At 37.1% G+C, this 14,146-nt stretch carries 10 protein-coding genes; 3 read left to right on the forward strand and 7 right to left on the reverse strand.

Annotated elements, in window-relative coordinates; genetic code table 11:
- Nucleotides 1-36 precede the first annotated feature (36 nt).
- A complete protein-coding gene (locus GWJ01_RS13940) occupies nucleotides 37-390 on the forward strand; it encodes a hypothetical protein (protein ID WP_109393298.1) in 354 nt (117 codons plus the stop codon).
- A gap of 73 nt (nucleotides 391-463) precedes the next feature.
- Here the strand turns inward: GWJ01_RS13940 and GWJ01_RS13945 are convergent, their stop codons facing one another.
- Nucleotides 464-1,120 carry a hypothetical protein gene (locus tag GWJ01_RS13945; protein WP_161711215.1) on the reverse strand — a complete coding sequence of 219 codons (657 nt, stop codon included), beginning with the start codon at nucleotides 1,118-1,120 and terminating at the stop codon, nucleotides 464-466.
- An 18-nt stretch (nucleotides 1,121-1,138) separates the two neighbouring features.
- Nucleotides 1,139-2,083, reverse strand: coding sequence for a DNA-binding transcriptional regulator DsdC (dsdC, locus tag GWJ01_RS13950; RefSeq protein ID WP_109393300.1), 945 nt, complete (start codon nucleotides 2,081-2,083; stop codon nucleotides 1,139-1,141).
- 223 nt (nucleotides 2,084-2,306) lie between these two features.
- On the opposite strand from dsdC, the gene dsdX reads away from it, so the two are divergent.
- Nucleotides 2,307-3,644 carry a D-serine transporter DsdX gene (dsdX, locus tag GWJ01_RS13955; RefSeq protein WP_109393301.1) on the forward strand — a complete coding sequence of 446 codons (1,338 nt, stop codon included), beginning with the start codon at nucleotides 2,307-2,309 and terminating at the stop codon, nucleotides 3,642-3,644.
- Between the two features lie 12 nt (nucleotides 3,645-3,656).
- A complete protein-coding gene (locus tag GWJ01_RS13960; RefSeq protein WP_109401270.1) occupies nucleotides 3,657-4,985 on the forward strand; it encodes a D-serine ammonia-lyase in 1,329 nt (442 codons plus the stop codon).
- A 240-nt stretch (nucleotides 4,986-5,225) separates the two neighbouring features.
- Here GWJ01_RS13960 and GWJ01_RS13965 read toward each other — a convergent pair whose 3' ends face one another.
- The 5 genes from GWJ01_RS13965 to GWJ01_RS13985 all read right to left on the reverse strand — a co-directional run bounded on the left by GWJ01_RS13965 (nucleotide 5,226) and on the right by GWJ01_RS13985 (nucleotide 14,146).
- A complete protein-coding gene (locus GWJ01_RS13965) occupies nucleotides 5,226-7,595 on the reverse strand; it encodes a TonB-dependent receptor domain-containing protein (RefSeq protein WP_161711216.1) in 2,370 nt (789 codons plus the stop codon).
- 10 nt (nucleotides 7,596-7,605) lie between these two features.
- A complete protein-coding gene (locus GWJ01_RS13970) occupies nucleotides 7,606-9,681 on the reverse strand; it encodes a TonB-dependent receptor (RefSeq protein ID WP_161711217.1) in 2,076 nt (691 codons plus the stop codon).
- 224 nt (nucleotides 9,682-9,905) lie between these two features.
- Nucleotides 9,906-10,946 (reverse strand): ferric ABC transporter ATP-binding protein, encoded by a 1,041-nt coding sequence (gene fbpC / locus GWJ01_RS13975; protein WP_075673470.1) that lies wholly within the window; start codon nucleotides 10,944-10,946, stop codon nucleotides 9,906-9,908.
- Nucleotides 10,947-10,961: 15 nt separating this feature from the next.
- Entirely contained in the window at nucleotides 10,962-13,040 is a 2,079-nt protein-coding gene (locus GWJ01_RS13980) for an ABC transporter permease (protein ID WP_109393306.1), read from the reverse strand.
- 74 nt (nucleotides 13,041-13,114) lie between these two features.
- Nucleotides 13,115-14,146 carry an ABC transporter substrate-binding protein gene (locus tag GWJ01_RS13985; protein WP_069368510.1) on the reverse strand — a complete coding sequence of 344 codons (1,032 nt, stop codon included), beginning with the start codon at nucleotides 14,144-14,146 and terminating at the stop codon, nucleotides 13,115-13,117.

A 14,146-nucleotide genomic window follows, 5' to 3' on the forward strand; every position in this document is an offset into this window, starting at 1 on the left:
ATTGTAAAAATAACTAGATCCTTAGTGAGAAATAGAATGATACAAAAATTTGAAACGCTTAGTGAGTTATTAGCATCGCTTTCAACACTTGAATCTAATGAGTGGATTTATACGGAAATTGCAAATTGGGATCGTGATCCTAATAAGGCGATTTTTTATTACATTCCTTGGGATTATCTTCAAGAATTACCTGATGATGAAATTTACCTTGATGATGAAGGTCTAGAAATGCCAAAAGTTGTTGAAGATAAAAACTTACGGGGCTGGATGGTCGTTTGTGATTTAGTGTTATTTTATCAAACCCAACAAGCTCAACAAAAAAACTTGCAGTGGGTCATTGAAGAAATTAACTATTATCGTGAGTATGATGCCTTTCGATGTTTGAGTTAGATTTTATTCGTAGTAATAAAATATCAAATCATTAACTGTAATAATTTGATAATTAATGCTTTTATTTGTTTTTTTAGTAAAGAATATTTTCAATATTAGGCCAATCATCGGCATAATGATCTGTCATTAATAAAAAACATTCAGCAATAGCACGGTTGAGTGATTTATGTTCAACAGTGTCTTTTTCTACTGAAGTGACAGACCATACTTTGTTTTCTTGATGATAAGAGCATGTCATTTCACAATCTTCTAATAAAGAAAGTGCATCATTGGCATTTTTGAGTAAATCGAATGACGCACCATCAGGATCTAAAGAGCTCCAAACTTTTTCGGTTTCTGCATCAAATTCGATTTCATAACCATAACGACGATAGATAGCGGTTAGGTTTATTTGAAAATCTGTATAGTGGCTATAACGATGAATGGAAGGTTGGTAAGTATCAGGCTCTTGAGTTTTTCGATTATTTTTATAGTCTTGAATTTGTGTCTCGCGAGCTTGTGCGCGTTGATAGCCCTTGTCGTCAAATTCTAAAATACGTGCTTTGCGATGAATGTTACTAAAATCCAGCACCGCAGCCCCGTAATAAAGTCCTTCTTCTGTTTTTACATCCAGTAAATCAACGAGGATATAGCGTTTATTTTCTGTGATATTTTTTTTATTCGTGATCGTTAGCCCTGCATATTCTGCAATAGCAATAATTTGTTGTGTTGAAAAGGTCATCTCTTTCATCGGATTTTCCTTAAAAAATTACATGCTTTCCTTGATTTGTTTTTTCAGCCATTGAATGAAAAGTTGTACTTTAGCATTATTTTTTTCATTTCGAGTGACAAGGTAATAACGCTGAGCACAAAAAAGCTCACTATTATCAAAAGGAATAATTAATTCTTTATTAGCCAATTGTTTTTGCACTAAACGCTTCCTTCCCATTGCCACCCCTGAATGGTTCACAGCAGCGATAACAGCAAGATCAGAACGGTCAAAACAGATATTGCTGCGATTAGGAAAAAGTGAAAGCCCCATATATTCACTCCAAGCTCGCCATTCATCAAAATCAGAGTTATTGCTCCACGCTTGTCTATCATGTAGCAAAGTGCAATTAGAAAGATGATGAATATTGCCGGCAAGCTCATGTCTTTTCGCGTATTCGGGACTGCATACAGGAATAATAGATTCTGAAATTAAATCTTCACAATAAAGGTTTTGTAGTTGCTTATCATCGAAATAGATTGCGAGATCAATACCATAACCTCGAAAGTTAATATCATCATTTCCTGTGAGTAGATTTAACTCAATGGATGGATAACGTTCAGTAAAATCTGAAATACGAGGGACTAACCAACATTGAGCAATAGAAGGGCGAGAATAAACAGTGAGAACACCGGAGACTTCTTGATTATGAATATCTAAAATCTCTTGGTTAATATCTTCTAGTGTTTTTTTAAGTGCCCAATAAATACGCTCTCCTTCTTCTGTTAACTCAATTCGGCGATGAAAGCGGTTAAATAGCTTAATTCCTAGCTCTTCTTCCAATGTATTAATACGGTGGCTAATGGCACTGGGGGTTAATGATAGCTCTTCTGCCGCTAAAGCGAATGAAAGATGACGACCTGTTGCTTCAAAAGTGTGAAGTCTTGCTAATTGATAACTGGATAATCGTTTATTTCTTAAAATCACGTTAGAAGATTCAAACATTCTTTTATTCTCGTTTTGTTATTAATAGTAACGTAAGTTAACAATCAAGGTAATGTTAAGATGAAATACCATGCTACCACTCGTCACAATGTGATTATTTGTGCTTTTGATCACTTATTTGAGTTAATTGAGTTCATCTTAGTGTAAGTTTTCATCATTTGTAAGTACCGAATGATTAATATTCAATATGATTAACAATAAATAAAATATTTGGGATGGATATATGGATTCAACGTTATGGGTGCTAGGTACTCTGATAATTAGTATCTTGCTCATTGTTTTTACTATAATAAAACTTAAGTTTCACCCGTTTTTAGCCTTACTATTGGCAAGCTTCTTTGTGGGTACTGCAATGAAGATGAATCCTTTAGAAATGGTAAATGCGATTGAAAATGGTATTGGTGGTACGTTAGGATTTTTAGCAGCAATTATCGGTTTAGGCACTATTCTTGGTAAGATGATGGAAATATCAGGTGCCGCAGAACGCATCGGTATTACATTACAAAAATGCCGTTGGTTATCTCCAGACGTTATTATGGTATTGGTTGGTCTTATTTGTGGTATTACACTTTTTGTTGAAGTGGGTGTGGTATTACTTATTCCTCTTGCTTTCTCAATTGCGAAAAAAACAAATACATCATTATTAAAATTAGCTATCCCATTATGTACAGCATTAATGGCTGTTCACTGCATTGTTCCTCCTCATCCAGCTGCTCTATTCGTAACAAATGAATTAGGAGCAGATATGGGAACCGTTATTGTTGCAGGTCTTGCGGTAGGCTTAGCTGCATCTTTAGTCGGTGGTCCTTTATTCTTAAAAATATTAGGTGAGCGCTTACCATTTAAAACCGTACCTGAAGAATTTTCTGATATGGAAATTCGTGAAGAAAAAGATTTGCCTTCATTAGGTGCCACTCTGTTTACTGTCTTATTACCTATTGTTCTGATGCTGATAAAAACAGCAGCCGAATTAAATATGACTAAAGGTACATCGATTTATACCGCATTAGAGTTTATTGGTAACCCAATTACTGCGATGTTTATTGCTGCCTTTGTTGCTTATTATGTGTTAGGTATTCGCCGTAATATGGGCATGAATACTTTATTAAAGAAAACAGAAGATAGCTTTAGCTCCATTGCCAACATCTTATTAATTATTGGTGCGGGGGGGGCTTTTAACGGCATTTTAAAAGGTAGTGGTTTAAGTGAATCTTTAGCGTTAATTCTTTCTAACTTGGATATGCATCCAATTTTATTGGCTTGGTTAGTCGCCATTATCCTTCATGCAGCTGTTGGCTCTGCAACTGTTGCAATGATGGGAGCTACTGCAATTGTTGCACCATTAATGCCTTTATACCCAGACATTAGCCCTGAAATTATTACATTAGCAATTGGTTCAGGTGCTATTGGTTGTACCATCGTCACAGACTCACTGTTTTGGTTAGTGAAACAGTATTGTAATGCAACTTTAAGTGAAACTTTTCGTTTTTACAGTGTCGCGACCTTTATTGCCTCCTTTGTCGCATTAGGCGGTACATTTATGCTTTCTTTTGTCATATAAAAGAGAACGACTATGAGCCATATAGATATAAATAAATTAAAAAGTAATTTTCCACTAGTTAATGACTTAGTGGACTTAAAAGAAGTGGTTTGGTTTAACCCAAAAGTGACCTCCACTGACCAGGGACTTCCATATGTTGGTTTAACGCAAGATGACGTAATTGACGCACAAGCGCGGTTACAACGTTTTGCACCTTATTTAGCTAAAGCATTTCCAGAAACAGCGGTTACTAAAGGGATCATCGAATCAGAAGTGGTTGATATTCCTAAGATGAAAGTTGCTCTTGAAAAGCGTTATAACACCTCTATTAGCGGTCAATTGCGTTTGAAAAAGGACAGTCACCTGCCTATTTCAGGTTCAATTAAAGCACGCGGTGGGATTTATGAAGTACTGACTCATGCTGAGAAATTGGCGATCAATGCGGGATTATTAAGTACAGATGATAATTATGAAAAGTTATTTTCTGATAAATTCCGTGAGTTTTTTAGCCAATATAGTATCGCGGTAGGTTCAACAGGCAACTTAGGTATGTCTATTGGGATCATGAGTGCGAAATTAGGCTTTAGTGTGAGTGTTCATATGTCTGCTGATGCACGTCAGTGGAAGAAAGATAAATTACGCTCTCATGGCGTGAATGTTGTTGAATATGAACAAGATTATAGTATTGCGGTAGAAGAGGGGCGTAAAGAAGCAGAGAAGGATCCTAACTGTTTCTTTATCGATGACGAAAACTCAAAAACATTATTCTTGGGTTATGCGGTAGCGGGATTACGTTTAAAACGCCAATTTGAAGAACAAGGTGTTCGTGTTGATAGTGAGCATCCTCTGTTTGTTTATCTGCCTTGTGGTGTTGGTGGTGGCCCTGGTGGTGTTGCTTTTGGGCTGAAATTGGCATTTGGTGATGCAGTACACTGCTTATTTGCCGAGCCAACGCACTCACCTTGTATGTTATTGGGCGTTTATACCCAATTACATGAAGGCATCTCAGTACAAGAGATTGGTATCGATAACGTCACTGCTGCTGATGGTCTTGCCGTTGGTCGTGCATCAGGCTTCGTAGGTCGTGCAATGGAGCGCTTAATTGATGGTTATTACACTATTGATGATCAAGAGCTTTATGATTTACTCAGTTTATTAAATAAAGAAGAAGGAATTAAGTTAGAACCTTCGGCTTTAGCTGGAATGGCTGGTGCTATACATGTCACTCAAGCTAGAGATTATCTGCAAGGCTTATCACTGGACAGTCAAAAAATGCAAAATGCAACGCATTTAGTGTGGGCGACTGGCGGTGGTATGGTTCCTGCGGATGAAATGCAAAAATATCTCGCTCAAGGAAAATAGAGTGTAGAACGGGTGCTATCAGCTTTTGTTCTGATAGCATCTTAAAAAATAAAGGGAGTAGTACAAGTATCTCTAATCATTATTTAAAACAATAATAGCGTAGCAATGTGTTACACCAAGTGTTACATCAAACATTCACACCAGGATGTCACACCAGGGGAAAATGTCGTAGTATTATTATAAAAAAGAGGCACCCATTGGGTGCCTCGCTTACTTTATATCTTGTTAAATCTGAATATATTAAAAATCAATTTTGACATTTACTCCATAATTTCGACCCGGTAATGGCGCTAAGTATTTCAATTGAGAAGATGCCGGTCTTGCTTCAGTATTGGTGAGATTATTAATAATAAAATCAACTGAAACGTCTAACTTATCAAGATGATATTTTTTACCAATACCCGCATCGACTAAAGTATAAGAAGGGAAAGTAATATCTCCACCATACATTAATCCACCACTTTCTTTCTGTTTTTTATTGTAAGTGGCGCTACTAAATGCCATTAATTCTCCATGCTGATAATTAATGCTAATACCATGTTTTTCATTAGGTAAGTTTGGCAAATAATTACCTGCAATAAATAGCTTTCTTTTGCTTTTATTTTCGACAAAATCCCCAAATAGTGTAAATGTGAGATTGTGCTCGTGAGGTAACTCGTATAAATACTTAAATTCGTATTCTAATCCTTTTGTTTCAAGATCTGTTTCATCCCATTCCATAACGGTAACGCCACCACGGCTAACTCCTGTTAATCTCCTAAATTTAAAGTCACTATAGTCTGTTTTATACAGATTAAGTTTATTAGAGAAATTACCAACCTCGATAACAGATGATAATTCAATACTTTTACTTTTCTCTGTATTAAATTTACTATTTCCTTGTTCCTCAATTAGATAAGCATAATGAGGACCATGTGTATAAAGTTCATTAATTTCTGGTGCCCGATAGGAAATATTTTGTTGTAGCTTTAATGTCCATTCATCAATTGGTGTAAAAGATAAGGCTAGTGTATTTGCACTTGTATCAAAATGACGGTTTTGTAAATTAGAACCTTGTCCTCTACCGCTATTATAATTAGCTGGAATATTGAGGTGATGTTGAGTGTAGCCTTTACGGTATCCAGCGGTAATTTCAAAAGGAGATAAATTGAGTGACTCAACCCAATATATCCCATACTCTTTGGTTAATACACTTGGTAAATAAGCATCATAACCAGACGTTTTCAGATCACGATAATTACCATTAACGCCAACAGCACCATTTAACCGATTAAATAGTGGAGCATGTGCAGTTTCTAATGCAAATTGGTGATTTTTTGTCTCAAATACTGATGATGCAATTTGTCCCACCAATTCTTCATCTTTAGATTCAGAATAAGAGTAATAAAAAGCACTGTCCCTTAAAAAAGGTGTTAAGTGATAATGTTTTCCCTGTATATCTATCCGCCGATTATGGTTTGAAACTGAAACCGGTTTATACATTTCTCGGCTTGTTTTTGTGGTGAGATAGGCATATCCTGGCACACCGTAAGAAGTCTGAAAATCAGTAACAGATAAACCTATATAGCCTTTATCTCTAATATAAGAAAGAGATGCATTGCCACTTTGGCTTTTTAAAAAGCTATTCGGGATCTCTTTATTGTTATTTTCAACATAATGTTTAGGTGGAGTTACATGTTCAATAGATGGAGGACTACCGGGTTTATATAGTGAATTTGGTTCGTTATTTACATAGCCAATGCCTGAAAAATAATCTTTATCTTTAAAGGTGTATTTATCACTTTCACTTAACTCATATTCAATCTGATACTTTTTCCAGAATTCACTAATATAAGGATAAGCTTCAGGATTACGACTGGTAAAAACTTTCATATCCACTTGGCATTGATCACGTAATGCAAAGTGCTCTTTAAGTTGCTGAAAGCTGTAGCAAGGACCTGCTTTAGAATTCGTAGGAATTTTATATCTAGAGACACGCTTCGTTGCTCCAGAAAGATTAAAAATCCAATTTTCTTCATCGCTGAGTTTAATATTTGCAGAGCCACCATTACCGTTATTGGTACTTCCATTAAAAGTCACTGCACCTGAAATGGCTTTTTCAGGTAATTGTGTCATTATCCTATCATCCCATAAATGAATGGCACCACCGCTTGTACTACCACCATAAAAGAGTGCTTCAGAATTCTTACTGATCGATATTTCATTAATTCGGTTCATATCAATGGGAATAGGCATATTTCCACTAATAAATGAAACATCATTAATTGGCAGATTATTGACTAAAATACCGACACGATTTCCTGATAAACTTCGAATAACAGGTCTTGCAGCATTAGGTCCAAAACCTTCGGCTTGTACACCCGCAACTTTTGCAACGGTATTACCAATAGTATTCGTTTTTATTTGTTCAAGTTGTTTATCTTTTATCTCTTCTCGGTTATTAAGTAATAAAGAGGAAAACGTCTCTTTATTTTTTATTAGTGTACCTTTAACTGTTATTGCATCGTTTTGATTTTCTTTTTCTTTGCCTTTATCATCATTACTCTCTTTTCCATATAAAGGAGATGACAAAAGCATAAGCAAAATAATAGAGAGTTTACTTTTTTTCATGATATTTATATTAGAATGTAAGAGTAGCGCCTAAGATAATATTACGACCTGGTAAATACATTTCATCTTTAATATAAGAGGTACTATCTTTCCCTTTTGCATCAAAAATATTATTAATCTTGGCATATAAGGTATAATCGGAGTTGTCTAAATAACCAATATATTCACTACCTAAACTAACCGTGTTATAAGAATCCGTAGGTGTTTCATACTCGGTTGTTTTATTCTGTTTCCCAAAATGATCAACACGGATTTGTCCAGTTAAGTTTTCTGCCAAACTATGTTTAATATAAGCACTTAATCGATAAGCCGGTATTCTTGGTATATTTCCCTTATTATTTAGTAAATTTGCTCTGATATAATCACCAGAAATACCAATTAAGTTATCTTGGTTATAGTAATAATCAATATTTCCTTCTACACCTTTAAATTGTGCATCATGTTGAACATATTGTAATGAACGATAACCATTATTTAATTCAGCACCAGTAAACTTGCCGTAAATATAATTATTGATACGATTGTAATAGGCACTCATATTAAATTGAATATCGCCTGTTACTTTAGTTACTCCAATATCAATATTATTTGCGGTTTCTGCAGTTAAATTAGGATCGCCTTTTTCAATGGTTCTACTTGCGGCATGAACACCATTCGCATAGAGCTCTTCTGCGACAGGTAATCTTTTTGTGTGTGATAGTGATAAATTTAAAAAATAGTCTTGTGTAAAATTCCACGCTAATCCAGTAGAAATAGAAGATGCACTCTGTTTATTAGTTTTTTGAGTTTCTCTATTTAACAGCGATTGCCACTCTTGGCGAAATCCTAATTCATAGCGAAAATCACCTAATTGGTATTCTTCTAATAAAAAGAGTGAGTGATTTTTTGTTTTTGTTGAAGGAACATAAGCCTCCTCTCCATAGGCACTAAAATCACGTTGATTAAATTGTCCGCCAATAACGCCATGCCAGCCTAAAATGGGTTGATGTGTGAAAGAAAATCTTAATTCATCTCCTTTGTTTTTAAATTGGGTACTGACTTCATGACCTTCTTTTTCGTCATGATGATAATTGGTTCTGGCTGCACTGAAACGTACAGATTCAATACCGACAAAAGGGTTACTTTTTTCACCACGAAGATCCCATCGTTTACTCTCCATAACAATATAAGGAATGCCATGTTCATGTTTTTCATCAGGGTATTCATGATTGTGATCATGATGATGACCAGCTAAAGGAGGGCTAATAGGGGTGTGGTGGTGGCCCTCATCATGATCGTGAAAATGAGTATGACTAGGCAATCCATATCGGCGATGCTGTTCACCATAGCCAATACCAATATAGCCATCATCAAAGATCCAAGATGTACCAATATTTGCAGATTGGTTATCTTGATAAGAGCCTGCTAAACGGCTAGGTTCTCCTTGATGCAAAGGCGCAGGTTGTTTGTAATCGCTTTGATAACGCTTAGTGCCTTCAATACGCAGAGCTAAATTATCTTGCCCTAATGTTAATCCGGCTGATCCTGTATTTCCCTTAGAAACGGAATCGTATTGATACTGTAATTCACCCTCGTAGCCTTTTTCAGGTACTGACATAGGAATTTTGCTATCAATAACATTTATTGCTCCACCTATCGTGCCTCCTCCATAAAGTAATGTTGCTGGTCCTTTTAATACTTCAATACGCTGGCTTAAAAAAGGTTCACTGGTGATGGCGTGATCAGCACCAATAGATGAAACATCCATAAGATCACTACCACTGTGCAATACCTTGACTCGATTTCCTGACATTCCCCGAATAACAGGGTGTACCGAACCCCCCCCAAAAAAGCTGGCATGAAAACCTGGCAAAGATGTCAATGTTTCTGCAATAGATGCACTACGATTAGTGCGTAGATCTTCTTGTATTAAAACTGCAACGGGTATTGCCATTTTCTCTTGTGACGTATGTAAAGGTGTTGAATAGACTTTTAATACCTCATTATTCTGATTTTCTTTTGACTTTATTGCAGGGATTGCATTTGCAAATAAAGAATAACTTATTGAAATAAAAAGTGTTGTATAGCTAAAAATAGATTTTTTCATATCACTTACCCTCCTTTGTTTATTATGTTATAACATAACATTTTGTAAATATTGTAAGTAAATATAATTATTATTAGCAAGTGATCATTTTTAAAAATAATAAAAATATTATAATTAATTGTAATTTAAGGATAAAAAATAAATTAAGAGTATCAAAAGTAAAGAGGCAAAAAAGGCGCCATAATGACGCCTTGAAGATAAATGATAAAATAGGGTGAAAATGTTTATTCTAAAATAAACATGCCATAAGGATGGATTTGTAGATAGTAGCTATCGCCTACATTAGGTTGAAGCTGTGTGGCATTGACTTGTAATAGCAAGGTTTGATTTTGCCATTCCACTGTCACTTCATATTGAGGCCCCATATAAGCGACATGGACAATTTTGCATTGCTGACAAGCATCACCTTGTTGAGATAAGGTGATCGCTTCAGGTCTAACGCCCACTCTCACTTCTGTTTTAGTCGTATTAAACGTATCTGGTTTTGGTAAACGATATTGGAAGATATCAACATAATCAGCGCCCAATGTCGCTGGGAATAAGTTGGCATCCCCCATAAAGCTTGCCATAAATTCAGAAGCGGGTTGGCGATAAAGAGTTTGCGGTGAACCTAATTGCATTATCTTGCCTTTATTCATCACCAATACCATATCAGAAACCGCAAATGCTTCACTTTGGTCATGAGTTACGTAAAGAGAGGTGATATTAAACTGTTGTTGTAATTCACGAATTTTCTCTCTCATACTACGGCGTAAGTTCGCATCAAGGTTACTCAGTGGTTCATCAAAAAGTAACACTTTAGGCTTTAAAATTAACGCACGCGCTAAGGCGACACGTTGCTGTTGTCCACCCGATATTTGGTCAACAAAGCGGTCTTCAAAACCGGCTAAATCCACCAGCTCTAAAGCTTCAGAGACACGTTGTTTAATTTCAGCTTTAGGTCGTCCTAGCATTTTTAAGCCATAGCCAATGTTTTCCCCCAAAGACATATGAGGGAAAAGGGCGTAAGACTGAAACACCATACAAATATCACGTTGCTGGATTGAGCGGTCAGTAACATCCTCACCATCAATAAAAATCTTACCTTCTGTCGGTTTTTCTAACCCTGCAACTAAACGTAACACCGTTGTTTTACCACAACCTGAAGGCCCCAATAATGAAACCATTTTGCCTTGTGGAATAGACAAACTGAGATCTTCAATTACCGTGTTAGAGCCAAAACGCTTAATTACATTTTTCAGTTCAACGAAATGTTGTTGTGTCATGATTTATACTCCGTATTACTGTGCATTTTTGGCTTTAGAGCGTGAAACACGGGCTTCGCCAATCAAATAGTCAAATAAGAAAATAATTGCCAACATCACAACGATTAAAATCGAGCCGTAGGCAATTGCGACGCCGTATTCACCATCTTCAACACGATTTAAAATATAAGCGGTGGCAACGCGTGTATCTGGTGTAACAAGGAAAACAATGGCACTGACTGTGGTAATGGCACGCACAAAGCTATAAATCAGCGCAGATAAAATAGCAGGGCGTAATAACGGTAATAGCACATAGAAAATGGTTCTCATTGAGTTCGCTCTTAAACTTAGAGAGGCTTCATCAAGAGATTTATCAATTTGTCCTAACCCCGCAATACCTGCACGTATTCCCACTGGTACGTTACGCATTGTCATAGAGATAATGACAATGGCAGCTGTTCCCGTTAAATAGAAAGGCGAGTCGTTAAACGCAAGAATATAAGAGACACCTGCAACGGTTCCCGGTACAGCGAAACAAAGCATTGTAGTGAACTCGATACTTTTCTTACCTTTAAAGTCTTGGCGTACTACGATATAGGCAATTAATAGTCCGAGAATGGCTGTAATCGGCGCCGCAATACCTGCATATAACAAGGTATCTAACAACGAAGGCCATGCACCGTCACTCATTCCTTGACCAAATAGTTTGATAAAGTTATCGAATGTTAAGGTGTAATCAACCCCCCAGTTAACAGTGAAACTGCCATAGAAAATACTGCCATAGAGCAGGATATTAAAGACAACCCAAATACCTAAAACGGTAGTCACAAAAGCAATCAGTGAAGACGGAAGAGGTTGAACATCACCGCGATAAGATTTACCTGATACCGTGACGTAAGAGCGTTTACCAATCCACATATACTGCACACAGAACACTAATAGTGAGAAAACTAGCAGTGATGCACCTAATGTACTGGCTGATTGATAATCCAGCTGAGAGCCTGTGATATAGAAGTAAATTTGTGTGGCGATAACGTCAAAGTTGCCCCCTAAAACCAGAGGGTTACTAAAGTCGGCCAGAGATTGCACAATCACAATTAAAAACGCATTGGCTAACGCGGGCTTAAGTAACGGCATAAAGACGTTAAAGAAGGTTTGATAGCGGTTAGCTCTTAAGGTGTAAGACGCTTCTTCCAATGAAGGATGAATGGTTTTTATAGCACCATCTAAAATCATAAATGACATTGGGGTAAAGGCGAGTACTTGAGCTAACCAAATCCCTGTAAAACCGTATAACCAGTTGGTATTTTCCAGTCCTGCGTAAGTCGCGAGAAACTCTGTCACATAGCCAGAGCGGCCCATCATTAATGTCACGCCTAAACCGACAACAAAAGGAGGTGTAACAATAGGTAAGATAGAAAATACACGACCAATAATGGCAGAACGTACCGCAATACGAGACGTATAAATTGCCAAAATTAAACCAAAGAAAGTACAACCGATACCCACTGCGATAGAGAGCACAATAGAGTTGAGCATCACTTGCACAATATGAGCTTGGCTTAAAATAGCGATAAACTCAAAAGGTGCAAAATTGCCCGCGCTATCTTTAAACATCGGAATAAAAATAGCGATACTTGGGAAGATGATAAAGGCGCCAATCAGCGCAACAACGGCGATTAAAGAGCCAATAACAAAACTGTCACCACCCAGCCATTCAAGGCGTGTTAAGGCGGTTTTCATGATCATTCCCAAAGAAATAAAGAGGATGATCGCAGAATAACCTAAGCCACGCCCTTCAAGAGTTGCACTAACGATTGCAATAAATGCACAAAATAGCGCAAAACTAGCATCAAAATAGTGGCGAGAGCGATTTTCACGCTTAGGAGCAGTTAATGGACGAAATAACAGTAAACTAGGTAATAAAAACCAGAGCCAACTGATATTGACGCTACTCCAGCCGTAAGAGGTGAGCAATTCATCTGCTGTAGAATCTAAAAGACCGTAATCAAGGCTCCATGACGGCAGTAAAGCAAATGCCATCCATGCAATTAGGATCCATAAAAATATGGGATCCCGCCTCTTTTTTTCAGGTAAAGCGAGTGTGTGAGACATAAATCCCCCGAGAGTAAATGTATTTATTATTATGAGAAAAAGAGAGCGAGAGGTTATCTCGCTCTATTAATGAGCTATTTACCCATTTTTACTTCGGTAACCCACTTATTAATCAGCTCTTTACGCACTTCGCTATCGCCATATTTATCCATGTCGTAGTTAATGAGTTTTAAGTCTGATAATTTCAGTGCCATTGGTGAAGATTCAGCCGAAGTATTAGTTAGAATTTGGTAAGATTTGCCTTCTTTCCAACTAATTTCCTGAGCTTCTTTTGAGAGTGTCCAATCTACGAATAATTTTGCGTTATCCATATTGCGGGCATTTTTAATGATACTCACACCACCGATTTCATAGCCTGTACCTTCACAAGGTGAAATCAATTCAAGTGGAGCGCCATTTTCAACTTCTAATGAGTAGTCATGTAAGAAACCAATACCAATGGCGGCTTCGCCACGCGCTGCATTTCGTGCCGGAGCAATACCTGATTTGGTATATTGAGAGATGTTTGTGTTGATTTTTTTCAGATAATCAAAGGCTTGTTCAGTGCCCCACAATTGGTCAAAGGTTGCCAGTGCAGTGTAAGCTGTACCTGAGCTTTGTGGATCAGCGATTTGAATTTCACCTTTATATTCAGGTTTAATTAAATCTTTCCAGCAAGTTGGGATCGCAATGCCTTTTTCTTTTAAGCGATCTTTATTCACGCCAAAACCTAAAATGCCGACATAAACCGCAGAAGAGTAGTTGCCTTTACGTTTAGCCGGATCACGAAACTGTGGCATTATCTGATCGAGGTTAGGTGAAACATAAGGCTCTAGTAGATCCATTTCACCAGCTTGTGAGTGAGGGTCCATTGTACCGCCATACCAAACGTCAGCTTGTGGATTACGTTTTTCAGCTTCAATTTTAGCTAAAGTACTTCCTGAACCATTACGAACGAAGGTTGTTTTAACATCATACTTTTCGGCAAAGGCTTTTGTTTCAGCTTCACACATGGCATTTGTCGCACTACAGTAAACCACTAAGCGACCAGCCGCATTTGTTGATAAGCTAACTGCAGAAAGAGCCAGACCAGCAGCAACGAGTGTAGAGAGGGTTTTCAATTTCAT

This window comes from Proteus sp. G2618, from assembly GCF_009915995.1.
GTDB lineage: Bacteria > Pseudomonadota > Gammaproteobacteria > Enterobacterales > Enterobacteriaceae > Proteus > Proteus terrae.

Coding starts and splice junctions, on each gene's coding strand:
- fbpC (WP_075673470.1), bottom strand. CDS start 10,946: ATGACACAACAACATTTCGTTGAACTGAAAAATGTAATTAAGCGTTTT.
- GWJ01_RS13970 (WP_161711217.1), bottom strand. CDS start 9,681: ATGAAAAAATCTATTTTTAGCTATACAACACTTTTTATTTCAATAAGT.
- GWJ01_RS13960 (WP_109401270.1), top strand. CDS start 3,657: ATGAGCCATATAGATATAAATAAATTAAAAAGTAATTTTCCACTAGTT.
- GWJ01_RS13945 (WP_161711215.1), bottom strand. CDS start 1,120: ATGAAAGAGATGACCTTTTCAACACAACAAATTATTGCTATTGCAGAA.
- GWJ01_RS13980 (WP_109393306.1), bottom strand. CDS start 13,040: ATGTCTCACACACTCGCTTTACCTGAAAAAAAGAGGCGGGATCCCATA.
- GWJ01_RS13940 (WP_109393298.1), top strand. CDS start 37: ATGATACAAAAATTTGAAACGCTTAGTGAGTTATTAGCATCGCTTTCA.
- dsdX (WP_109393301.1), top strand. CDS start 2,307: ATGGATTCAACGTTATGGGTGCTAGGTACTCTGATAATTAGTATCTTG.
- GWJ01_RS13965 (WP_161711216.1), bottom strand. CDS start 7,595: ATGAAAAAAAGTAAACTCTCTATTATTTTGCTTATGCTTTTGTCATCT.
- dsdC (WP_109393300.1), bottom strand. CDS start 2,083: ATGTTTGAATCTTCTAACGTGATTTTAAGAAATAAACGATTATCCAGT.
- GWJ01_RS13985 (WP_069368510.1), bottom strand. CDS start 14,146: ATGAAATTGAAAACCCTCTCTACACTCGTTGCTGCTGGTCTGGCTCTT.